Below are 22,476 nucleotides of genomic sequence, written 5' to 3'. Positions count from 1 at the left end.
CACAGAAGGGACATCCCCCGTGCACACGCCAAAAAAGCCGCGCTTCCGCGCGGCTTCACTATTGAAATCTGTCACGTTCCCTCTAATCCAACGGGTCTGATTACCCCGCCGTTCCGGTCGCCGCGTCATCGGCTGGCGCTTCGGCCTTCGCACTTAGGGCTTGCAGCGCGCTGACCGCCGCATCCGCCGCATCGCGGCCGCTGCGGACGCAGTCGGGCATTCCGACCCCTTCGTACGGCTGTCCGGCCAAGAATACGCCCGGCAGCACGCGCCCAACCTCGTCCCTCAGCGAGCGGATCGCCTGCACATGGCCGACCGGATACTGGGGCATCGAGTGGCGAAGGCGCGTAATCTCGACGAACTCCGGGTCGATATCGATATCAAGCAGTTCCCGAAGCTCGCTGCGCACCGTGCGCTTGAGCGCCTCATCCGGCCAATCCACCCGCTCCTCGTCGCCGGCCCGGCCAATATAGCAGCGGATGATCAGCTTGTCCCCGCAGCTCGTATGCGGCCACTTCACCGAGGTCCACGTGCAGGCGGTAATCGCCCGGCCCTCCCGGCGCGAGATGACGAACCCGGTGCCGTCGAACTTATTCTTGACCTGCTTGCGATCGAACACGCTGACGACGTTCGCGACCGATACATGACGGATCGCCTTCAAGGCGCTCGCGTCGACATGCTCCTCGAGCAAGGAAGCCGCATGATACGAAGGCGTCGTCACGATGATCGCATCCGCCTCCAGGCTGCTTCCATCGCCCAGGCGAACCCGATATTTTCCGTCCTCCCGCTTCTCCAGTCCTTCCGCGGCGACGCCGAGACGCAAATCGGCCCGTTCCCGCAGCGTCTCCTCCAGCCGTTCGACGAGCGAGATCAAGCCATTGCGGAAGGTGAGGAACATCGTACCTTTGGCGACATCCGGCAGCCCCGGAACCGATTGGCCCGCTTGGCGGCTCGCTTTCATTCCGCGTATCAGGCCGCCGTGCTTGCGCTCCACCTGCGCGAATTGCGGGAAGGTGGCTTGCAGGCTCAGCGCCTGCAAATCTCCGGCATAAATGCCGGCAAGCAGCGGCTCCGCGATATGCTCCGTCACTTCCCGTCCGAGACGTCTGTCCAGGAACGCGCCGACGGATTCATCTTCCTCCGACGGACGCGGCTTGATGAACAGATCCATAGCCGCGCGAAGCTTCCCCCACGGGGAAATGAGCCCGGTCTTCGCGAACGGCCCCAGTTCCGTCGGAATGCCGAGCACGAGGCCGGGCGGCATCCGGTACAGCTTGCCCCGGCGCAATATATATGTTTTTTTGGCATGCGGATTCGTGGCGACCAACTCCGATTCCATTCCGAGGTCGCGCGCCAAATCAATCATCGGCAGCTTCCGGGCGAGGAAGGAGTCCGGTCCTTTCTCAATGACGCACCCTTCCTTCCGCAGGGTCTCAATCTTCCCGCCGAGACGGTCCGATTGCTCTATGACGGTAACGGAGACGGGCTGCCCCTCTTCATCCGCCTGCTTCAGCGCATAGAACGCCGCGCTCAATCCGGTAATTCCTCCACCGATAACGACAAGTTTCCGCAAAGCATTCATGTTGTTACCTTCTTTCTAGTTACTCGCTTCCGACATCGCCTTCATCGTCACGTCGGCCAATGTCGCCATATACTTCGGATTATCGTTCAGCATGCGAATGCGCTTCAAGCGGATGCCCAGACGCTCGGCCTCCTGCACCGCCTCGATATCGAGATCATACAGCACTTCCAGATGATCGGATACGAATCCGATCGGCGCGGAGAGCACCCAACGGATGCCTTCCTGCTGAACCGCGGCGAGCGTGTCCAAAATATCCGGGCCCAGCCAAGGCGTTGCCGTGCGGCCCGCGCTCTGCCAGGTGAATCTCCACTGCCCTTCCTTCAGCCCGCAGCGCCCGGCTATCGCGGCCGAGGTGGCGTTCAATTCATCCACATACGGATCATTCATTTCCAGGATTCGCGCAGGCAGGCTGTGGGCGCTGAACAACACCTGGATCTCCTCCCGCTTCGCCCCTTCGGCGACGAAGGCGTCCAACTGCTCATTCACCCGTTCGGTCAACGCATCCAGCAGATCGGGGTGAAGATGATAGCTGTTGACGCAGCGAAGCTCGATCCCGTGCTTCGCCGCCGCTTCCTTCGCCCGCGCATTGTAGCCGCCGACGCTCATCGCGGAATAATGCGGCGCCAGCACGACGGACACGGATTCCTTAATGCCGTCCGCGGCCATCGCCGCGACGCCGTCCTCAATATACGGCTGCGCATGCTTCAAGCCTTGGTAGCACGCATACTGAACTTCCGTGCCTTCGGTACGGCGGTTCAGCGTCTCCTGCAGCGCTTCAACTTGGCGGTCGGTATGCTCCCGGAGCGGGAACACGCCCCCGACAATCGCTTCATACCGGTCCGTCAGTTCCTTCAACTGCTCCTCGGAAGGCGGATTGCCCCGCCGGATATGCGTGTAATAAGGCTCGATTTCTTCGAGGCTGCGGGGAGTTCCGTAGGACATCACCAGCACGCCGATTTTACGCTTGGACACTCGCTGTCCCTCCATTCCGTCTCGTTCTCGTTACACCCTGTTTCTTATTTCTTCGCCAGCAATTGGCTCGAATATTCATGCACGAACTCGGTCAGCTGCCGCAATTTGTCCAGCGAAGCTTCCGGGAACAGCCCGTGGCCGAGATTGAAAATGTAGCCCGGCTCTTGAATTCCCTGCTCTATGATATGGGCGGCTTCCCGTTCGATGACGCTCATCGGTCCCGTCAGCACATAAGGGTCCAGATTGCCTTGCACGGCGAACCGGCCGTTCAGCCGGCGGCGTCCTTCCGTTACGGACACCCGCCAGTCCAACCCGATTACATCCGCCTTCAGATCGCGGAGGGTCGGAAGCAATTCGCCGGAGCTGACGCCGGGGAAATATATTTTCGGAACGTCCAGCTCGAACAGCTCCGCAAAAATGCGCTTCATCGTCGGCAGCACGTACCGTTCGAAATCGCGCGGAGACAAGGAGCCGACCCAGCTGTCGAACAATTGGAACGCTTTGGCCCCGTTCGCCACCTGGGAACGCACATAGGCGATCACCATGTCTCCCAGCTTGCCCATCAAGGCATGCCATACGTCAGGAGTCTCATACATCATCGTTTTCGTAAGGATGTAATTTTTGGAAGGACGCCCTTCAATTAAATAACTCGCAATCGTGAACGGGGAGCCCGCGAACGTGATGAGCGGAACCTTCAGTTCCCTGTCAAGGATGCGAATCGTCTCCAGAATATGGCCCAGATCGCCTTCCGGATCGACCGGTGTCAGGCGCTCGACGTCGGCCGCGCTTCGTATCGGATTTTGAATTACCGGCCCTACATTAGCTACGATATCGAAGTCGATCCCCATCGAAGCGACCGGATTCATAATATCGGAATAGAGAATCGCCGCATCCACGCCAAGCTTGCGGACGGGCATCATCGTCACCTCGGCGGCCAGCTCCGGCTGCCGGCATATTTCAAGCAGACTGTATTTCTCTTTAATCTTGCGATAGTCGGGATCATAACGCCCGGCCTGCCGCATGTACCATACCGGCACGCGGTCTGCTTGTTCCTGTCGACACGCTTTCAGAAAACGATCATTATAAGTCATTCATATACCCCGCTTTGACGGTATTGTGCTTATAGACAAATCGTCCGTTTTGGACACGCACTTTTTTATAGCTAACGCTTCCATTATGCCCCTTTTCCCTGCTTCCCACAACCTCGCCGATCCGGGTAGCTATGACAATCTGTTGACAAAAAACGTTCGCATATGATGATTTTTCGACAATTTCACTACGCAAAACTATGAAATGACCAGAAATTGCATAACCTATCCTGACTTGCTATCAACTGCATCCATATCCCGGTTTTCATATGACAATTGATATATATCTATATGGTATAATAGAACCCGTTGCTGAACATTGTACGGACCGTGACAGAAAGTGGTGAGCATCTTATGCAGCAATGGAAACTGAATCTGATTATTCTCTGGTTCGGATCATTTCTGGTCATGTCGGGCATGACCATGGTTACGCCGTTCTTGGCGCTGTATTTGCAGCATGATATCGGTTTGAGCGATCCGCATCAAATCGCGATCTGGACGGGACTTATCTTTGCGGCGAATTTTTTGACCTCATTTATTTTTCAGCCGATCTGGGGCAAGTTTGCCGATAAGTACGGCCGCAAAGTTATGATTATCCGTTCCGGCTTAGGGATGGCCATCGTGACGGTATTAATGGGCTTCGCGCAGACGCCGGTGCATCTGCTGCTGCTTCGCCTGCTGAATGGAACGATCTCGGGCTTCAACCCGGCCGCGGTCGCGCTCGTATCGTCGACCACGCCGCGCGAACGGACCGGCTTCGCGATGGGCATCCTGCAGTCCGGCGTCGTCGCCGGCACGATTCTCGGGCCGATTATCGGCGGGGGGCTGGCGGACTGGGTTGGCTATCGGCCGATTTTCTATATTACCGGAACGTTGCTGTTCCTGGCCACGATGCTGACGCTGTTCATGGTGAAGGAATCGTTCGACCGCGAGAAAGCGGCGGAAGAGCCGCAAATCTCGGTTCTCGCCGGCTTCAAGCAGCTGTCTGGCATTCCGCAGCTGCTGTCTTTGTTCGCGGTAACCTTCCTGCTGCAATTCGCCATGCTGAGTCCGATGTCGCTGCTGCCGCTATATGTGCAGGACCTTCATGGCTCGACGCAAAATCTGGCCTTTCTCGCCGGACTCGTCAGCGCGGTCACCGGCGTGTCCAACATGATTTGTTCTCCGATCCTGGGGAAAATGAGCGACAAGCACGGCTCCCACCGGATATTGACCGTATGTCTGATCGGCGCTGCGCTGACCTTGATCCCGCAGGCCTTCGTCGGCACCGTATGGCAGCTGCTTATCGTCCGCTTCCTGCTCGGAATCTTTATGGGCGGCCTGCTCCCATCCGTCAATGCGCTGATTCGGAAATATACGCCGGACGGCATGGAAAGCCGGGCCTACAGCTTCAATACGAGCACGCTGGCGCTCGGCAATATGATCGGTCCCGTATTCGGCGGAGCGATGTCCGGACTCATCGGCATTCAAGGCATTTTTATCATCTCCGGCATTTTGCTGCTCGTGAACACGGCATGGGCCCGTTACTCCTTATATGGGAGAAGAAGTACGAGTCATTGACAGGCTTACTGCCTACAGCAGGCTTCGTTGCCTTGCTTAACGCATCTTGGGCCGGCAGACGGCTGCCGTCTGCCGCCTTGAAGATGTGCCGGGAATTCACGCCCCTTTTACCCCCCTCTGCATACTTGAGCCCCTACCTCCAACCGCTAACGATATAAGGCAACAATTGGATGAGAATATATAATTTTTGAAAAAAAGGCTTGATCTGAAAAGCATTTCATCCGCTATAGTATATATAGAGCCGCCAATCAGCCGGCGTTACCTGACGACTTGTCGGGGCGTTACGGCAGGCGGCTTTCTTTTATTTTTATTTATCATCGCCGCGAATCTGATTTAGAAAAATTATCAGCGACTTCTCCCTGTTTGGATTTCCGTTTTCGTGCGTATATATCCACTGAAAGGAGAGATTGTAAAACATGGTAAACCAATGGACATCGCGTGCCTTGGCCGTCATGCTGTGCTTCATCCTGACCTGGAGCACGGCGGGCGTACTGGGGCCGGCAGAGGCCCAGGCCAAGCCAAGCTATCCGGAATTCAACAAAGTGGCGAGCACAGGTCCCGTCATTCCGGGATTAAACGCCAAAAATGAATGGGTGCCTCAAGGATTGGCGGTCGTGCCGGGGAAAAACTGGGTCGTCGTCTCGCATTATTCAGGAAAATCCAGCAGTCAGGCAAGCGCTATCTCCATTACCGACACGAAGACAAAAAAGCGGATAAAGACGCTCTATCTGTACGAGAGCGCCAGCAAGAAGCACACCGGACATGTCGGAGGGGTCGCCGCCAGCGCCAAATACTTATGGATTGCCTCCGGCAGGAGCGTCTACCAAATTCCCATGGGCACGATCTCCGGCAAAAAGGATTACAGCAATGTCGTCATGAAAAAATTCGCTCTTGGCCATAAAGCCTCCTATGCCTCATATGCGGATGGGGTGTTGTGGATAGGTGAATATATGGATGGCCAAGATATCGGTCAAGGGATGTGCAAGCCGGGGCCGAAGGGAAAAGCGAGAGGCTATAAGCTGAATGGCAAAGGCCAACTGCCGTCCAATCCGAAGGCTTCTTATACGTGGACGACGCCTGACCGGGTGCAAGGGATGGCCCTGACGAAGAACCGTGTCTTCTACAGCCAGTCCTGCGGCCGCAACAACGACAGCACCTTGCTCGTCTACACGCGCGGAGCCTCGGGCAAGAAGGTCAGCTCCTTGAAAATGCCTCCGATGTCCGAAGGCATCTCCCTAACGGGAAGCAGCCTCTACGTTCTGTTCGAATCCGGGGCGCGCAAATACGCGAACGGGAAATACCCGCTTAAAAATATGTACATCATCAACACCAAGAAACTGAAACTATAGCGATATCCGACAACAGCCCCTCGCCGGTCGGCAATGACCGGATGAGGGGCTGCTTCGATAGGACGCCTCAGCGCTCCTTTGTCTCATTATCCCATTCCGGCAGACTGGGGATGCGCGCGACATTCCTTTACGCCGCTATCCCATTCCGTCAGACTGGTGATGCGTACGACGTTCCTTTGCAACACTATCCCATTCCGTCAGTCTGGTAATGCGTACACGTTCCTTTGCTCCACTATCCCATTCCATCAGTCTGGTAATGCGTACACGTTCCTTTGCTCCACTATCCCATTCCATCAGACTGGTGATGCGTACGATGTTCCTTTGCGCTACTATCCCGTTCCGTCAGACTGGTGATGCGTACACGCTCCTTTGTGCCACTATCCCATTCCATCAGTCTGGTGATGCGTGCGACGTTCCTTTGCTCCACTATCCCATTCCGTCAGATGGAGATTAACAGCGATTATGTCGCAGTCTTTTTCCTCGCCCTGACCGGATGGGAGAATAGTGATAAGGATTGTCAGACCCTACTCTACCTGATTCAATGGGAGATTACACAAAAGGACTGGATAGCACCCAACCCACTCCGAGCCTGACTCAATGGGAGTTTGCACAAAAGGACTGACTAGCACCCACTCCACTCCGGGCCTGATTCAATGGGAGTTTGCACAAAAGGACTAACTAGCACCCACTCCACTCCGGGCCTGATTCAATGGGAGTTTGCACAAAAGGACTGGCTAGTCCCCAATCCATTCCGGCCTGAGTCGATGGGAGTTTGCACAAAAGGACTGACTAGCACCCACTCCACTCCGGGCCTGATTCAATGGGAGTTTGCACAAAAGGACTGGCTAGCCCTCACTCCACTCCGAGCCTGAGTCTATGGGAGTTTGCACAAAAGGACTGACTGCCCCCCACTCCCTTCCTCCTGAAGGAGTGGGAGACCGCCAAAATAAAGGGACCGCGCTCCGCTTACTTGCACCTGAAGCAGCGGCGCCATCTTCGCCCTCGCGGCCTTACAGCCGCAGCAGGCCAAGCACGTGAAGAAATACGATGGCGATAACGACCGGAATGACGTAGCGCAGCAGTATGATGTAGAGGGCCAGGCTTTTGCGCCACCAAGCCGCCTCGCTCGCGAATTCCTCGTACAGCCGCTGCCGCGGGAAGCGATAGCCGACGAACAAGGCGATGAGCAGCACCCCGACGGGCATGAGCACATTTGTCACGGCGAAGTCGGCCGCGTCGAACAGGGACAGGCCGAAAATGCGCGCATCCGACCAGACGCCGAACGACAAGGCGGATGGGATGCCAACGATGAAGATAAGGATGCCGAACAGCCAGCTCATCCGGGAGCGCTGTTGATCGTTTTTGGAAAATCCCGATACCAGAATCTCCAGCATGGAGAAGGCCGAGGTCAAGGCCGCAAACAGGAACAGCGCCAAAAACAACACGATGAACAAGCCGCCGAACGGAAGCTGCTCAAACAAGGCTGGCAAGGTGCCGAACAGCAGGCCCGGGCCTTCCTGCGGCTTCATGCCCAGCGCAAATATGGCCGGGAAGATCGCAAGCCCCGCCATCAGCGAGGTCAGGACGTTCAGGCCGACGACAGAGACCGATGATTTAAGCAGCGATTCCTGGCGGCTCAAGTAGGAACTGTAGGTCACCATCACGGATACCCCGACGCTGAGACAGAAGAACGATTGCCCCAACGCATACAGCACAGCCTGTCCCGTCAGCTTGCTGAAATCTGGCTGCAGGAAATAACAAAGTCCTTCGCCCATCCCGGGAAGGGTCAGAGAACGGATAATCAGCACTAGGAATAAGATGAATAAGCCGGGCATCAAGACGCGGCTGGCCCGTTCGATTCCTCCTTTGATTCCGCGTGCGACCACCGCGATCGTAATCAGCATGAAGACGAATTGCGCCGCTACGGCGTACCACGGATTGGCGACCGTCTCCGCGAACAGCGCATCGTAGTCGCGGCCGTTCGCGAGCAAGCCGCCGACAATGCCGCGGCCTACATAGAGCACAATCCACCCGCCAACGACACTGTAGTAGGACAAGAGCAGGAAGCAGGTTCCGATGCCCAAGTATCCGATCCAGTGCCATTTCGATTGCGGCGCAATGTCCCGATATGCGGATACGGCTCCCCGCCCGGTGCTGCGCCCGATGGCGAACTCCGCCAGTAGCAGAGGGAGTCCGATACCCAGCGTAAATATTAGAAAAATAACAAAAAATGCGCCGCCGCCGCTCGTTGCAACGACATTGGGGAATTTCCAAATAGCCCCCAGCCCGATCGCCGATCCGGCCGACGCTAGTATAAATCCGAGTTTTGAAGTCCACTGCTCTCGAGTTGTCATTACTGCCTCCTGTTGTCAATCTGTGTACGAATGTTGCCCGCTCATACCGGCAGCCAGTTCATCCCGTGCAAAAACACGACCAGAACGATCACTGGCAAAATGAAGCGGAGCATGAAGACGTACACGGCCAAGCCTTTGTGCCAGCGGCTGCCGAGCGTGTCCCATTCCTCCTGCAGGCGCCGGCGCGGATACCGGAACCCAACGAATAGCGCGATCAGCAGCACGCCAAGCGGAAGCATGACGTTCGTCACCGCGAAGTCGGCCCAATCGAATATATTGCGCCCAAGCCACTGCAGATGGCTGCCCACGCCGAAGGACAGTGCCGATGGAATGCCCAAGGCGAAAATACCGCCGCCGACCAGCCAGCACATGCGCGCGCGTTGATCAGCCTTGCCCCGGGTGAATGCGGCCACGACGATTTCCAACAGAGAGAACGCCGATGTCAGGGTCGCGAATAAGAAGAGCGCCAGGAACAGCGCGATGAACAGGCTGCCGAACGGAAGCTGCTCGAAGACGGCCGGAAGCGTGATGAAGAGCAGGCCGGCGCCTTCCTGCGGCTTCATGCCGAGCGCGAACAAAGCGGGGAATATCGCGATGCCCGCCATGAACGAGGTCAGCACGTTCAAGCCGACGACCGATAGAGCCGGCTTTCCGAGAGGCTCCCCTTTCTTCAGATAGGAGCTGTACGTCACCATGCAGGAGCCGCCCACACTCAGGCAGAAGAAAGATTGTCCAAGCGCATACAGCAGCGCTTGCGGCGTCAGCTTGCCGAAGTCCGGCTTCAGGAAATAGACAAGTCCTTCGCTCATCCCAGGGAGGGTGAGCGAGCGAACGATCAGGACGAGGAACAGGATGAACAAGCCAGGCATCATAATGCGGCTTGCCTTCTCAATGCCCTGCTTCACTCCCCGGGCCACGATAACGATCGTGATAAGCATGAACAGCGCCTGTGCCAGCACGGCCGCCCAAGGGTTCGCGGCAGTCGATTCGAACAGCTCTCCGTAGTTGCGTCCATCCTGCAGCAGCGAACCGGTCAGGCCTTTGAGGAAATAGAGCACAATCCACCCGCCGACCACGCTGTAAAAAGATAGCAGCAAGGAGCACGTCGCCATGCCCAAATAACCGACGCCGTGCCATCTGCTCCCCGGCGCCAACTCACGGTAGGCGGACACCGCTTCCTTGCCCGTATTGCGGCCGATCATGAACTCGGCCAGCAGCAGCGGCAGGCCGATACCGAAGGTAAAAATAATAAAGACAAGAAAAAAAGCGCCGCCACCGCTGGTAGCGACGACATTCGGGAACTTCCAGATCGCTCCGAGCCCGATGGCCGATCCGGCCGAGGCGAGCACGAAGCCGAGTCGGGAAGTCCATTGTTCTTGCTGTGTCATCCGTTCTAATCCATCCTTCTTTTTCGATTGCTGTCATCCATTATAGCATAGCAACGGAATATAGAGTCTGCTTCCACCATATTTGGAATCTGTCCGTCTTATTTCACGATCGCAAGCGCCAGACCGTCATAGGCCGGAAGCAGCGTGCTGAGCAATCGTTCATCCTGCGCGATCGCGGCATTGAAGTCCCGCATCGCCTGCACGGACGGACCCTGCTTGTCCGGATTGAGCGTTCTGCCGCGGAGCATGAGATTGTCTCCCGCGATGAGGGCCCCCGGTCTCGCGAGCCGGATCGCGTATTCGAGATAGGCCGGATAATTTTCCTTGTCCGCGTCAATAAAGAACAAATCATAGCGGGCCCCTTCCCGCTCCAGATCCGCAAGCGAATGAAGCGCCTCGCCTACTCTGTATTCCACCTGCTCGCCGAAGCCGGCTTCCGTTAGATTGCGCTTCGCCAGATCGGCGTAATCTTGACGCAGCTCCAGCGAGACAAGGCGGCCTCCCGGTTCCAGCCCCCGCAAGATGCAATAACCGCTGTAGCCGCCCAGCGCGCCGATCTCCAGCGCATCCTTCGCATGCGCCAGGCGGGCCAGCATCGTCAACAGGCGCCCGTACCCTTCCGGCACGGAAATGTCCCGTATGCCATGAGCCCGGATACCCTCCTTGATTCGCTCCACGGCCGGATCCGCGGGATATAATTGTTCTAAATAGGATTCTACTGCTTCACTCGACATTTTCCATCCTCCTTGTATTTTATGATATGATGAATGCCATACAAGTACAAGTAAGAGAAGTAGAACGGAGTGTTGTTATCGAATGAACCGACCTTGGACGTTAATCGCGACCGCCCCAATGGGATTGGAGGCTGTCGTCGCGCGTGAATTGAAGCTGCTTGGATATGAGGATACGCGAGTGGAGAACGGCCGCGTGCTGTTCTCCGGAGGGCCTGTCGACGTGTGCCGGGCCAATCTGTGGCTCCGGACCTCGGATCGGGTGCTCGTCAAAATGGGCGAATTCCGCGCTCGTACCTTCGAGGAGCTGTTCGAGGGCACCAAAGCCATTCCATGGCCGGATTGGATCCCGATCCATGGCGAATTTCCGGTTGACGGTCGTTCTCATAAATCCCAGCTCTCCAGCGTTCCCGCCTGTCAGGGCATCGTGAAAAAGGCGGTCGTGGAGCGGATGAAGCAGCGGTACCATACCGACTGGTTCGAAGAGACCGGTCCACTGTACCGGATCGAGGTCTCCTTGCTGAACGACATGGCGACGATCACGCTGGACACGACCGGGCCCGGATTGCATAAGCGCGGCTATCGCAAGCTGACCGGAGCCGCGCCGCTCAAAGAGACGATGGCTGCCGCGATTATATTGCTGAGCCGTTGGAATCCCCAGCGTCCGCTGTATGATCCGTTCTGCGGATCGGGAACCTTGCTGATCGAAGCGGCCATGATCGGCTGGAATGTCGCTCCCGGACTCCGGCGCTCCTTCTCTGCGGAGGCATGGGGCATCATCGGGGAACAGGCTTGGGAACAAGCGCGGGAGGAAGCATTTGACGCCGTCCGCGACGACAAGGAGCTTCAATTGACCGGATCGGATATCGATCCGGAAGCGATTCGCCTCGCCCAGGCGGCAGCCAAGAGCGCCGGCTTCGGCCGCGAAATCGAGTTCCGCGTCTGCCCGGCGAACAAGGCGAAGCCGCAAGGAGAGTACGGCTGCATCGTTACGAACCCGCCATATGGCGAACGATTGAACGAGAAGGACGAAGTCGAGAGAATGGTGAGAGACCTCGGCTTTATGGCGAAGACGCTGCCGACCTGGTCGTTCTTCGCGATCAGCCCGAGCCGCCAGTTCGAGCATTACTTCGGGCGGCCGGCGGACAAGCGCCGCAAGCTGTTCAACGGCAATATCGAATGCCAGCTCTATCAATATTTCGGTCCGCTTCCGCCGCGCAGCAAGACGCCGGCTTCGCCTTCCGAATCCTAATCACGCCCTATCGAACACCATCTGCCCCTACAACGGCAGGCGGTGTTCATTTATTTTTAACATTTTATGAAAATCTGATAAGATGGGAGGTACGATTACAAGTCAAGGAAGGGACATGCAATGAATCCAATACGCCAAGCCCGGCCCGATTCCGCCGGCAGGAAAAGTTCTGCGGCCGCCCTCTTCGGATGGCTCAGCTTCGTCTTCTTCCTCGCGGCTATGATGGGGAAGCTGATCTATTTCAATCGCACGCTGGCGATTCCGAATATGGCCATGGACCGGGACGACTATTTTGTGGCCCTGGGATCGCTCCTGATTGCCGGCAGTTGGACGTTCTGGGCGAAGGAACGATGGCGCCCCCTGCTCCTGCTGCTGCTTAACTTCGTCCTGACGCTGCTCATTTTTGCCGATTTGATTTATTTCCGTTATTTTCAGGACTTCATTACGATCCCTGTCCTGCTTCAGGCCGCACAGGTCAGCTCGATCGGCGAGAGCATCGCATCCCTAATTCGCGGCAAGGATGTGCGGCTGTTCCTGGACTGGCTCGTCCTGATTCCGCTTACGATCGGGCATGTCCGCATTCGGTACCCCGAATACCGCTCCCATCGCGATATGCTGTCACGCCGGAGGAACCGGGGGCGCATGCTGCAGCGAGCAGCGGCCGGCCTGCTTGCCATCGTCGTCGGGGCCGTGTTGGTCGCCGTGCCGGTGAAGCAGGCGACCAGCACATGGGCGAAAGGGCTGTTCAGCTCGGTCTGGTGGAGCGCCTCCGTCTATAACATAACGGGCTTGCTGGGCTTTCACGGCTATGATGTGTACCGGTACGTGAAGGAAAATATGATGGGAGGGGCTTCGCTCACGGAAGCCGAGATCAAGGACGCGGAAGCATGGTTCGCCGCCCACCGCCCGGATCGGCAGGGCCCTGCATCGTCTTTCGGACGCTATGCCGGCAGCAATGTCATTATTGTGCAGGCCGAGGCCTTCGAAAACTTCGTCATCGGCGCCAAGGTGAACGGGCAGGAGATAACGCCGAACCTGAATGCGCTTCGCAAGGAGAGTCTTTATTTCACCCGGTTCTTTCATCAGACCGGTCAGGGCCGCACCTCCGATGCCGATTTCGGGGTCAACGCCGGGCTGCATCCGCTGCCGGCCGGCTCCGTCTTCATCCGCTACCCTGGCCAGACCTACGATACGCTGCCGGCCATGCTCCGCGCAAAAGGCTATCGCACCGGAGCGTTCCATGCTTATGACGCCGGATTCTGGAACCGCTATATCATGTATCAAAATATGGGCTACGACTTTTTTATGAGCAAAAAAGACTATGTTCTGGATGAGCCCGTCGGCTGGACGGTCGGGGACAAATCCTTCTTCCGCCAATCGGTCGAACGAATGTCTTCCGAGCCGCAGCCGTTCTACAGCTTCTTAATTACGCTGGCAAGCCATCATCCGTACAAGCTGCCGAAATCGGTGCAGAAGCTCGATGTCGGCCCGTACAAGGACACGATGTTCGGCGATTATTTGCAATCGATGCATTACGTCGACGAAGCGGTCGGGGAGATGATTGCCGATCTGAAGCAGCGCGGGCTGTGGGACAAGACGATCTGGGTATTTTACGGAGATCACGACAACTCGATCGGAGAGACGGAGCCTCTCTCCTGGCTGCTCGGCCATTCCGTCAGCAAGCTTGATATGCTGGAGATGAAAAATCAGGTCCCGCTCTTCATCCATCTTCCGGACGGGGCCCAGTCCGGGACGTATGATACGGTCGCGGGCCAATTGGATGTCGCCCCGACTCTGCTGCACTGGCTCGGAATCGATACGGCCGACGCCTATATGATGGGCCATAATCTGCTGCTGCCGGATCGGCGGCTCGTCGTGCTGCGGAACGGCTCGTACACGGACGGGCGCATTTTCTATGTCCCTTCGGCCGACGGACTGTTCGAGCACGGCACCTGCTTCGATTACGCGTCGCGAGAGAAGACGGACGTCGCCCGCTGCCAGCCGTACGAGGCCGAAGCAAAGCGCCGCTTGACCGTCTCGGACCATGTGATTACGCATAATCTGATCAGACGGTTCCGCCAATCCTCTTATGCAGAACCGTGACATGACTGACAGCCGCTGTCCCCGTTGACAGCGGCTGTATTGCGCCTTTCCCGGCGCCTTTCCCGGCTGCCCCTATCCGTTCGTCTGTCGCTCCTGCTCCGCCCCGCCGGTCTCCTTCTCCTGACCTACCGCTCCTGCAGCAGCTCGTCCAGCTTCCGCCGGCGCTTCTTCTCCTTCCGGCGCCGCTCGCGCTCTTCGCGCCGCAGCGCCTTGGCGAGAGACGCGCACATGCCGAGCAGGACGACCGCGAACGGCAGCGCCGTCAGGATGGAAGCCGTCTGAAGCGCATCAAGTCCTCCGCTCAGGAGGAGGACGATAGCGATCAGCGACTGGAAGATTCCCCAGGTGAGCTTGATCGGAATGCTCGGATTCGGATTGCCGTCGGAGGACATCATGCCTAGCACAAAGGTGGCGGAATCGGCCGAGGTAATGAAGAACGTCACGATGAGCAGGGTGGCCAGCACTCCGAGCACATAGCCGGCCGGCAGAGCGTCGAGCGTCACGAACAAGGCGGATGTAATATCCTGCTGCACGGCCTGGGCGAGCTGGATGCCCTCGAACATTTCCAAGTGAAGGCCCGTCGCCCCGAATACGGAAAACCAGACGAAGCTGAAGCCGCTTGGCAGCAGCAATGTCCCGAGAATGAACTCCTTAATCGTCCGCCCCCGGGATACTCGGGCGATGAACGAACCGACGAACGGCGCCCACGCGATCCACCACGCCCAGTAAAACAAGGTCCATCTCGCAATCCAGGAATTTTCGGTGAACGGCGACAGCCGGAGACTCATCTGGATAATATTTTGCAAGTAGCCGCCCAATGTTGTCGTGAATGTATCGATGATGAAAATGGTCGGTCCGACCAGCAGCGTAAAAGCGAGGAGACCGAGCGCAATGAGCAGATTCGTGTTGCTTAATATGCGTATCCCCTTGTCCAGGCCGCTAATAGCCGAGGTCAGGAATAATACCGTGACTACGATAATAATGATGATTTGAACGGTGATGTTGGACGGGATTCCGAACGTATGCTGCAATCCGCCGTTGATCTGCATAACGCCGAGTCCCAGCGATGTCGCGACACCGAAGGTAGTGGCGATAATGGCCAAAACGTCAATCAGTTTGCCGATGGATCCCTCCACCCGTTCTCCGAGCAACGGGTAGAACGTCCGGCTGATCAGGCCTTTATGCTCTTGGCGGAAAGTGAAATAAGCCATAGCGAGCGACACGAGCGAATAAATCCCCCATGGATGAAGTCCCCAATGGAAGAACGAATAACGCATCGCTTCGCGCGCCGCATCAGGTGTCATGCCAGCCGCGGCGGGCGGATTCAGGTAGTGGCTGAGCGGCTCGGCCACACCCCAGAAGACGAGACCGATCCCCATGCCCGCGCTGAACAGCATCGCGAACCAGGACAGATTCGAATATTCCGGCTCATCGTCATCCTGGCCAAGCCGAATATGTCCATGCTTTCCGAAGGCAAGCACGAAGCAGAACAAAAGCACGATCAGGGCCGTAATCAGATAGAACCAGCCGAACCGCTCCGTCGTGAAGGTGAGCGCCGCCTCGGATTGCTGCGCCATGCTGCCGGGGGACAGCAAGCCCCAGAGGACAAAGGCCAGGATGATAACGACCGATATTCCAAATACCAATATCCCCACCCCTTGGTTGTTGCTCTTGATAGCATGTAGTATGCGCAAAAAAAATCCCAGACGCTTGTCTGGGATTCCGGCATTATTTTCATAATAAATAGCGAACTTCATTCTTCACGATTTTCCCATTGCTCGCTGCTGAGAAGGGAGTTCAACCGATCTTGCTGCTCCTCGAGCATCGCTTCAGCCAGCTCCACCGGCTGCTGGTTCAAGCTCAGTCCGGCATGCTCCACGGCCCGTTCGGCATGCTGCAGCGATTGCTCGGCTTGTTCGACGGATTGCTCCGACGGATGAGACATCGCCTGGGATACCGCATTGCGTGCGGTCTTCACCGCATTTTGGGCCTGGGAAATCGGATTCTGCGACTGCAGGCTGGAGTCATACTTGTTCGGCATGCTGTAAGCCTCCTTCGTCTGTGTTAGTCATAAGCAACGTTAGGATGTGCTCGACAGCATTTTCTATACCGAAACCTAGTGCTTCACGAACGCCTTCGCCTTCTCGATCGCCTCGTCCTCCGTCGGCGCCGTTACATATCTTCCGTTAATATAAATAAATACCCGCTTCAGGCAATGGCCGCAATACGACTTGCACCCAATTTTAATTTCCGCTTCGGGATCCAGCTTCTTCACCTTCGGCAGGAACGACTTCATGCTGATATGGCGGCATTTATCACATATACGTATATCATTAGCCATGATTGCTCACTCCATCTTAATCGCTTCATCTTGTTGTAAAAAGAAAGTCCGATGTTGCTATAGTTATTGTAAGGGAATGGTCCAGGAGAAGCAACCGGTTTGACCACAACTTCTAGCGGACGGGATCGTATTTTATGACCCGTTTGGAGAACCATGGCATTAAAATCATCGTGAACAGGATATCGTCGATCGGCATAAATGGCATGACATCGGGCATGACCCAATACAACAGCGCCAGTCCGGCAAAAATTCCTTTCTCCTTCAGCGGTACCCGGGGCGAGAACAACAGCCGCGGCGCCGCTCGGAACAGCCGGATGATCCGGCGGACAGGATGTTTGCTTCCGGCCTTGGCGGACATATGATTGCGGCCCATCCGCACACCCCCTTGCTTCTAGTGTGCGCCATCCGGCCCGCGTCATACGGCCCGCCTGAGACAGTCTATTCCTGGACTTGCCCGTTCAAGGCTTCCCGCAAAATCGCCGACACTTCCTTATACATTCCGTCGAAGTCATGCAATGGAAGCGGGCTCGCGCCGAGGCCCGCCTCGACCGTGAAGCCGGGCTTGCGGAAGCGCTGAATGAACCAATCCTTGTATCCGGCGTCACTGCCCGACAGCTTGACGGCCCGGTACCCGCTGACCGCTTCGAACCGCTCCGCCCATGTGAGCGCTTCGGGCGGCTCATAATCACGGTAGTTCCAATAAATCTCCTGCCCTTGCGTATGAAAGGACAAGGCCAGCTCGAACGAATTCCGTTCCGTATAGGAAGCGAGCGCGGCGGCCTCGGGCTCGGACAACGGATGCTCCCCGCCATAATTCAGCGGCGCCGGGGAACGCATTCCGCGCCGTGCCCGCTCCTCCTCCCAGTGGGCCGGGAACTGATCATTCAGGTCAACGCCGCGGATGTTCGCTTTCCAACGTTGAAAGCGCCGGGAGCCCTGATTCCATTCCATGACCGAGGAATAGAACGGATGTCGCGGCGAGATGCCTTCCTGCACCAATTCGATGCCGTCGGGATTGACCATAGGCACGATTTTCAAGACCGTTCGCTCGTAAGCGGTACGCGCATCCCAGCCAAGCCATGGCTTTCCGCTATCGAACGACCGCGCGTAATCTTCGACGAACTGCATAAGCAGCGCCGAAGTAATCCACTCATTCGCATGGACACCGCCATTCGCATGAATCGGCACATTCCCGCGCCCGATGCTGACGGCCAGAATCGGCTTGCCGAGGACGCTATGTCCGATCGTCTCCACTTGGACGCACGAATAGCGGCGGCTTAATTGCCGAAGATCTTCCATCAGCTGGACAGGGCCATACTCCGCTTTTTTCCGAAGCGTCTCATTCGTGCACACATAGGGAATGAACACCCTCTGCCCGACCGCCAGCCGGTCCGGGGGCAAGCCTGGATTCACTGAGCGAAGCAGCGATTCTGGAAGGGCATGCCGGGCGGCAATCCGGCCAAACGTATCATTCGGCTGCACGGCATAAGTATCGTATGGACGAGCCGGTACCCTGAGAACATGCCCGGGAACCGCATATTGGCCGGGATCAAGCTGCGGATTGTATGCCAACAGCGCAGGCAGATTAATCCCATGCCGGGCGCAAATCCGCAGGTAGGTATCACCAGGCTGTATCGTATAGGGGATATGCATCGTTCGAACCTCCTTCACTTCCTCATAGATGCATATGCCCCGTACAAAGCGGACATGACTGGAGTTGTCGCATGCCAAAGAGCATGCTCTCCCGCGAAAACGCGAAAGGCATGCTCTTTGTCATAAAGAAATTCGTATAATAGCTATAAGATTTGGGACATTCGCCACACGACGGGCACGGCGCATATTTGTTCGCCCAGCCAGGCGCGGGCAATCTTCTGGAACATTTCCGGATCTCCGCTGCAAAAAAATTGGTGAACCGGCGTATCCAAACTATGGGCCAGCTCCCCTTTGTCATGCAAAATCGTACTGATTTCCCTTGCGGTCTCTTCGGCCGAGTTGATGAGTTGAACGTCCGGGCCCATGACCAGTTGAATCGCATCCGTTAAAAAAGGATAGTGCGTGCACCCCAAAATTAATGTATCTAATGGCAAAGAGCGCAATGGTTCCAGCGATTCCCGGACAACGCCGAGCGCTTCACTGGATTGGAACAAGCCTTTTTCGACGAGAGGAGCGAAGGTCGGGCAAGCCTTGCTGACAGCCTCCACATGAGGAGATAACCGCTTGAGCGCCAGCTCGTAGGCGCCGCTTCGAATCGTCCCGTCCGTGCCGATGACGCCGATATAGCCCGTCTTCGTGGCCGATAGCGCGGCCCGGGCTCCCGGGTAGATGACGCCAACGACCGGAACCGGAACATAAGCGCGAATCTCTTCTAAGGCGACCGCCGTCGCTGTATTGCAGGCGATTACGATCATCTTCGGCTGAAATTGGATAAGATAGTCCACGATTTGACGCGTAAACAATCTCACTTCATCCGAGGATCGGGGGCCGTAAGGCGAGCGGGCGGTATCGCCGAAATAAATAATTTGTTCCTGTGGAAGCTGGCGCATGACTTCTTTGACAACCGTCAAACCTCCCACACCCGAATCGAGCATTGCTATAGCTTGTTGCACGAATACACCGCTTCCTTTGTCTCTTGATTGACTGACCTGTGATACCATATGTACCGCAAAGCTAAAATGTACCTAGATCTTAACAGCAATGCGGACAAGGTTCAAGTCGGCTATCGTACCATTTTCACACAGCGCAAGAGACAGCAGCTACGGGGAAGCGCTCCGTACAAAGAAAAGATCCCTGCTCCCTCTTGGCGAGTGCCAAGAAGAACAGGGATGCTGCGATTCATGTGGCAGGGGTTCGATAGCACTATCTTCGTGTAACTTCCAATTCCTTCTCCGTCTCCTCGGAAGAGTCATCCAATGTGTCGTCAAGCACCGTCAGCTCCGCTTCGTCGTCAGCCTGACGCCACTGGTTCCATTGCTGCTGAATGCCGGACGCCTTCTCCCGCGCGGCTGCCACGAAGTTATCTTTTTGCTCTCCAATCTGCTTCGCCAGCTGCTGTGTCTTCTCATTCAACTGCTGAGCACCCTCCGCAATATCGGCGCGCAGCTCGCGGCCCGATTTGGGCGCCAGGAGCAATGCCGCTACCGAACCCACTACACCGCCGACGAGCGTCCCGATCCAGAACTTCTTGTTGCCATTTGCCATGTTATTGCTCTCCTCCTGTCGGCATTGCTCCGGGTTCATGCTGTCGTCGGGATGCCGGCGGAGATTCGTGCCGGAACGTACGCCGCTGCCATTCGTCCCATCCCGCCGCAGCCCATTCCAGCCATTGGCCGGAGGGCCGACAGGAACGGGAGTCGGCCTCGCCCCGTGACCCGTCCGCCTGTTGCCCCTTGCGCCCGAACCATCGCTCGGCCCTGCGCCCCCAGTCCGACAGTACCCTGCCGGTCTGGCGAAGCGGGCCGCTCCATTCATTCAAGGCGCCGATCACTTCCTCGGCTGCCTCTACGGTCCGCTCGGCCTTCTTGGATAGAGCCGACAACCGGCGAATCAGCCGCTTCGCTTCATACGCACACTCCTCTGCCTTAGCCAGCGTCCGGCCCAAGCGAAGCAGCACGGCTACCCCTGCACCGCACAGTGCCGTCCAGGCAACGGCAGCAAGCAGAATGCTCCACGCAATCATGGCGGTCCCTCCCTATCTCCAGCATCAACCCGGGCAAATGCCCATGTTGTAATGACAGTATAGATAGATCGGGCTTGTCTTGACACACCTTTCACGTAAAAAAAATGGCGCTTGATTGCTTGCACGGAGACATCCGAATCCTGCGCTACTGGGATAGCGATCATAAGAGGCTGACAAGGACTTCGCTTCCTGCGCAAAGGGGATAACGAGCATAAAAAGCAGACAGGGACATCCGCTTCCCGCTCAGGGGATAGCGAGCATATATGCAAAAACCGGGAGTTCCCTCCCGGCGGTTAGCTTCGCTTGCGAATCCGGTATGTGCAGCGCTTGCCCTGCTCCGCGATGCATTCGGTGCGGGTCACATCCGCGTCCAGCAGTTCGCGGAACAGCGCCAACTCGCAAGCACAAGGCTGCTTATAATGCTGGGCTACCTGCGCAATGGGGCAATTGTACTCATGCAGCAGCCAGCTTCCATCCTCTTCCCGCTCCGTCTCGACCATATATCCGTTCTTATCCTGAATGGTCCCCAGGGCTTCGACGCGTTCATCCAGGCTGGATTGGCCCAACTGCGGGGCATACTTTTCGATGAGCGACTGCTTGCGGCTCTCGAACAGCTTCCCAATTCCCTCTTCCTCCGGCCAGACCTCCATCTCCTTCAGCAAGTCCAGAATCAGCTGATGGTATTGCTTCGGGAACTGTTCATCCCCTTGGGCCGACAGCCGGTATGTACGCAGCGGGCGGCCCATCGGCTGGCGAACCATCTCGGTTTCCAACAGGCCTTCTTCCTCAAGCGAATACAAATGCCTCCGCACGCCCATTTCCGTCATGTTCAGTTCCATGGCCAATTGGGCGGCCGACATTGCTCCATTCGTCTTGAGCAGCATCAGCATCTGTTGGCGGGTCGATGTTTTCGTATCAGACTGTTTCAATAGTAACCACCTTTATTTGGGTTGTCTTGGTATCGACATTGTATCTTATCCCGGCGACCGAGACTAGATCTTTTCTTTGGCTATGAACTGGCGGGCGCCTTCGGCGAACGGCGGCAGCAGCTCCGGCAGCTCCGCCAGGGCGGGATGGAGTTCGCCTCTTTTCCAGGCAGCGTAATCCTGGACGAGCGGTTTGCGCAGCCGAACCAGGCCGAGCAGGCCGTCATGCAGCCGCTCCGGTATGGCTCCCTCTTGCGATAAAATATCCACGATATCCTCATAGCTGCTGGCGTCCCTCATCATAAATCCGTCGATCAGCAGACTGCCTACATCGGTAATCAGCTCAATGGCGATATGTAGCGCCCGTTCTTGCGCATAGGATGCGGTCAGGCTGCCATCCCATCCGTGTCGTATCGCATTCGCGGCTTCCACGATTTCGGGAACCATATTCAACCGTTCCTCGATCTGAGCGGTATTCACATAATACATCGCTAGCCTCTCCCTTCTCTGTCAGACGCTGTCACAGACAGCATATCGAAGCTGGACAGGATCCGCAAGCACAAAAAAAGGAGCCCGCCAGCCCCTTTTCCTGAAAAACTTGCTTATTCCACGATCAAATAAGATTTCATATCATCATGACCTGTACCACACATGACTGAACAGTGAATTAAATATTTCCCCGGCTTGTCGAAAACGAAGTCCCTCTCCATTTGACCGTCTTTCAAATCGATCTTGAAATCTTCAATGGCAGCACCGTGAAAACCGGACTCATTCACCAGCTTCAGGCGGACCTTTTCTCCAGCCTTGACCTTATATTCGGCCTGATCGAACGTAAAATCATTGCTCGCTACGATCTTGACAAGCTTAACGCCTTCTGGAGCTGCTTCTTCTTGCTCTGCCTTCGGCATGTTGAAGAGCAACAATCCGATGGCGAATACGCACGCGATGCTGAACAATGTGAACATTGCCCATTTTTGCATAACTGTCATACGCCCCTTTGTCAGTTACATTCGTCACCTTTTATATTACAAAATCTTTCCTGAATCTCTCAACCCTAACTTGAAATTTTCTAAATCATTTTTGAAGTTTGTGACGAATTGATGAACGAAAAGAGTATTTTCGTTATTTTTGCCGTATTTTCATGATTTCATCCG

21 protein-coding genes and 1 pseudogene are annotated in these 22,476 nt (G+C 56.5%); 5 read left to right on the top strand and 17 right to left on the bottom strand.

Going from position 1 to position 22,476, the window contains the following annotated elements; all coding sequences use genetic code 11:
• Window positions 1-100: 100 nt before the first annotated feature.
• The 3 genes from hemG to hemE are packed head-to-tail and all read right to left on the bottom strand — an operon-like array spanning window position 101 to window position 3,645.
• A complete protein-coding gene (hemG, locus tag OCY70_RS20960; RefSeq protein WP_213425928.1) occupies window positions 101-1,582 on the bottom strand; it encodes a protoporphyrinogen oxidase in 1,482 nt (493 codons plus the stop codon).
• Window positions 1,583-1,597: 15 nt separating this feature from the next.
• Window positions 1,598-2,569 (bottom strand): ferrochelatase, encoded by a 972-nt coding sequence (gene hemH, locus OCY70_RS20955; RefSeq protein WP_261945154.1) that lies wholly within the window; start codon window positions 2,567-2,569, stop codon window positions 1,598-1,600.
• 29 nt (window positions 2,570-2,598) lie between these two features.
• Entirely contained in the window at window positions 2,599-3,645 is a 1,047-nt protein-coding gene (gene hemE, locus OCY70_RS20950) for a uroporphyrinogen decarboxylase (RefSeq protein ID WP_213425930.1), read from the bottom strand.
• A 351-nt stretch (window positions 3,646-3,996) separates the two neighbouring features.
• On the opposite strand from hemE, the gene OCY70_RS20945 reads away from it, so the two are divergent.
• Entirely contained in the window at window positions 3,997-5,202 is a 1,206-nt protein-coding gene (locus OCY70_RS20945) for an MFS transporter (protein WP_213425931.1), read from the top strand.
• A gap of 416 nt (window positions 5,203-5,618) precedes the next feature.
• Complete coding sequence (locus OCY70_RS20940; protein WP_249724384.1) at window positions 5,619-6,551, top strand: hypothetical protein; 933 nt, start codon at window positions 5,619-5,621, stop codon at window positions 6,549-6,551.
• Window positions 6,552-7,561: 1,010 nt separating this feature from the next.
• On the opposite strand, the gene OCY70_RS20935 is transcribed toward OCY70_RS20940, so the two are convergent.
• Window positions 7,562-8,905, bottom strand: a complete 1,344-nt coding sequence (locus OCY70_RS20935; protein WP_213425932.1) for a sodium-dependent transporter — start codon at window positions 8,903-8,905, stop codon at window positions 7,562-7,564.
• A gap of 41 nt (window positions 8,906-8,946) precedes the next feature.
• Entirely contained in the window at window positions 8,947-10,293 is a 1,347-nt protein-coding gene (locus OCY70_RS20930; RefSeq protein WP_213425933.1) for a sodium-dependent transporter, read from the bottom strand.
• Here OCY70_RS20930 and OCY70_RS36255 point away from each other — a divergent pair.
• A pseudogene (locus tag OCY70_RS36255) lies at window positions 10,287-10,472 on the top strand (hypothetical protein); the annotation flags it as partial. The gene OCY70_RS20930 and the pseudogene OCY70_RS36255 sit on opposite strands and share 7 nt — an antisense overlap.
• Here OCY70_RS36255 and OCY70_RS20925 read toward each other — a convergent pair.
• Window positions 10,392-11,027 (bottom strand): O-methyltransferase, encoded by a 636-nt coding sequence (locus OCY70_RS20925; protein WP_213425934.1) that lies wholly within the window; start codon window positions 11,025-11,027, stop codon window positions 10,392-10,394. The pseudogene OCY70_RS36255 and the gene OCY70_RS20925 sit on opposite strands and share 81 nt — an antisense overlap.
• Before the next feature lie 82 nt (window positions 11,028-11,109).
• On the opposite strand from OCY70_RS20925, the gene OCY70_RS20920 reads away from it, so the two are divergent.
• Window positions 11,110-12,276 (top strand): THUMP domain-containing class I SAM-dependent RNA methyltransferase, encoded by a 1,167-nt coding sequence (locus OCY70_RS20920; protein WP_213425935.1) that lies wholly within the window; start codon window positions 11,110-11,112, stop codon window positions 12,274-12,276.
• Between the two features lie 120 nt (window positions 12,277-12,396).
• Window positions 12,397-14,379, top strand: coding sequence for an LTA synthase family protein (locus OCY70_RS20915; RefSeq protein ID WP_213425936.1), 1,983 nt, complete (start codon window positions 12,397-12,399; stop codon window positions 14,377-14,379).
• Between the two features lie 125 nt (window positions 14,380-14,504).
• Here the strand turns inward: OCY70_RS20915 and OCY70_RS20910 are convergent, their stop codons facing one another.
• The 11 genes from OCY70_RS20910 to OCY70_RS20860 form a co-directional block, all read right to left on the bottom strand.
• Window positions 14,505-16,025, bottom strand: a complete 1,521-nt coding sequence (locus OCY70_RS20910) for a glycine betaine uptake BCCT transporter (protein WP_213425937.1) — start codon at window positions 16,023-16,025, stop codon at window positions 14,505-14,507.
• Window positions 16,026-16,132: 107 nt separating this feature from the next.
• A complete protein-coding gene (locus tag OCY70_RS20905) occupies window positions 16,133-16,420 on the bottom strand; it encodes a hypothetical protein (protein WP_213425938.1) in 288 nt (95 codons plus the stop codon).
• A gap of 75 nt (window positions 16,421-16,495) precedes the next feature.
• A complete protein-coding gene (locus tag OCY70_RS20900) occupies window positions 16,496-16,720 on the bottom strand; it encodes a DUF1450 domain-containing protein (RefSeq protein ID WP_168180740.1) in 225 nt (74 codons plus the stop codon).
• A 112-nt stretch (window positions 16,721-16,832) separates the two neighbouring features.
• Entirely contained in the window at window positions 16,833-17,093 is a 261-nt protein-coding gene (locus OCY70_RS20895) for a hypothetical protein (RefSeq protein WP_213425939.1), read from the bottom strand.
• Window positions 17,094-17,158: 65 nt separating this feature from the next.
• Window positions 17,159-18,373, bottom strand: a complete 1,215-nt coding sequence (locus tag OCY70_RS20890) for a M14 family metallopeptidase (RefSeq protein WP_213426010.1) — start codon at window positions 18,371-18,373, stop codon at window positions 17,159-17,161.
• A gap of 143 nt (window positions 18,374-18,516) precedes the next feature.
• Entirely contained in the window at window positions 18,517-19,326 is an 810-nt protein-coding gene (gene racE / locus OCY70_RS20885; protein WP_283776692.1) for a glutamate racemase, read from the bottom strand.
• Window positions 19,327-19,576: 250 nt separating this feature from the next.
• Window positions 19,577-19,918 carry a YtxH domain-containing protein gene (locus tag OCY70_RS20880; protein ID WP_213425940.1) on the bottom strand — a complete coding sequence of 114 codons (342 nt, stop codon included), beginning with the start codon at window positions 19,916-19,918 and terminating at the stop codon, window positions 19,577-19,579.
• A 1-nt stretch (window position 19,919) separates the two neighbouring features.
• On the bottom strand, window positions 19,920-20,396 hold the full coding sequence (locus OCY70_RS20875; protein ID WP_213425941.1) for a chemotaxis protein: 477 nt from the start codon (window positions 20,394-20,396) through the stop codon (window positions 19,920-19,922).
• A gap of 293 nt (window positions 20,397-20,689) precedes the next feature.
• Window positions 20,690-21,325, bottom strand: a complete 636-nt coding sequence (locus tag OCY70_RS20870; protein ID WP_213425942.1) for a helix-turn-helix transcriptional regulator — start codon at window positions 21,323-21,325, stop codon at window positions 20,690-20,692.
• 63 nt (window positions 21,326-21,388) lie between these two features.
• Window positions 21,389-21,811: a DUF86 domain-containing protein gene (locus tag OCY70_RS20865; RefSeq protein ID WP_213425943.1), complete on the bottom strand. Its 423-nt coding sequence runs from the start codon at window positions 21,809-21,811 to the stop codon at window positions 21,389-21,391.
• Between the two features lie 113 nt (window positions 21,812-21,924).
• Window positions 21,925-22,302 carry a cytochrome C oxidase subunit II gene (locus OCY70_RS20860; protein ID WP_133379128.1) on the bottom strand — a complete coding sequence of 126 codons (378 nt, stop codon included), beginning with the start codon at window positions 22,300-22,302 and terminating at the stop codon, window positions 21,925-21,927.
• Window positions 22,303-22,476 lie beyond the last annotated feature (174 nt).

Source organism: Paenibacillus melissococcoides, from assembly GCA_944800085.1.
GTDB lineage: Bacteria > Bacillota > Bacilli > Paenibacillales > Paenibacillaceae > Paenibacillus_B > Paenibacillus_B melissococcoides.
This window is presented reverse-complemented; position numbering and strand designations above follow the sequence as displayed.

Bases quoted from the DNA above. Each gene is read 5' to 3' on its own strand.
- OCY70_RS20945 (WP_213425931.1), top strand. From the start codon at position 3,997: ATGCAGCAATGGAAACTGAATCTGATTATTCTCTGGTTCGGATCATTT.
- OCY70_RS20890 (WP_213426010.1), bottom strand. From the start codon at position 18,373: ATGCATATCCCCTATACGATACAGCCTGGTGATACCTACCTGCGGATT.
- OCY70_RS20920 (WP_213425935.1), top strand. From the start codon at position 11,110: ATGAACCGACCTTGGACGTTAATCGCGACCGCCCCAATGGGATTGGAG.
- hemG (WP_213425928.1), bottom strand. From the start codon at position 1,582: ATGAATGCTTTGCGGAAACTTGTCGTTATCGGTGGAGGAATTACCGGA.
- OCY70_RS20940 (WP_249724384.1), top strand. From the start codon at position 5,619: ATGGTAAACCAATGGACATCGCGTGCCTTGGCCGTCATGCTGTGCTTC.
- OCY70_RS20905 (WP_213425938.1), bottom strand. From the start codon at position 16,420: ATGCCGAACAAGTATGACTCCAGCCTGCAGTCGCAGAATCCGATTTCC.
- OCY70_RS20925 (WP_213425934.1), bottom strand. From the start codon at position 11,027: ATGTCGAGTGAAGCAGTAGAATCCTATTTAGAACAATTATATCCCGCG.
- OCY70_RS20930 (WP_213425933.1), bottom strand. From the start codon at position 10,293: ATGACACAGCAAGAACAATGGACTTCCCGACTCGGCTTCGTGCTCGCC.
- OCY70_RS20860 (WP_133379128.1), bottom strand. From the start codon at position 22,302: ATGCAAAAATGGGCAATGTTCACATTGTTCAGCATCGCGTGCGTATTC.
- OCY70_RS20895 (WP_213425939.1), bottom strand. From the start codon at position 17,093: ATGGGCCGCAATCATATGTCCGCCAAGGCCGGAAGCAAACATCCTGTC.
- hemH (WP_261945154.1), bottom strand. From the start codon at position 2,569: ATGGAGGGACAGCGAGTGTCCAAGCGTAAAATCGGCGTGCTGGTGATG.
- OCY70_RS20915 (WP_213425936.1), top strand. From the start codon at position 12,397: ATGAATCCAATACGCCAAGCCCGGCCCGATTCCGCCGGCAGGAAAAGT.
- OCY70_RS20935 (WP_213425932.1), bottom strand. From the start codon at position 8,905: ATGACAACTCGAGAGCAGTGGACTTCAAAACTCGGATTTATACTAGCG.
- OCY70_RS20865 (WP_213425943.1), bottom strand. From the start codon at position 21,811: ATGTATTATGTGAATACCGCTCAGATCGAGGAACGGTTGAATATGGTT.
- hemE (WP_213425930.1), bottom strand. From the start codon at position 3,645: ATGACTTATAATGATCGTTTTCTGAAAGCGTGTCGACAGGAACAAGCA.
- OCY70_RS20880 (WP_213425940.1), bottom strand. From the start codon at position 19,918: ATGGCAAATGGCAACAAGAAGTTCTGGATCGGGACGCTCGTCGGCGGT.
- OCY70_RS20875 (WP_213425941.1), bottom strand. From the start codon at position 20,396: ATGATTGCGTGGAGCATTCTGCTTGCTGCCGTTGCCTGGACGGCACTG.
- OCY70_RS20900 (WP_168180740.1), bottom strand. From the start codon at position 16,720: ATGGCTAATGATATACGTATATGTGATAAATGCCGCCATATCAGCATG.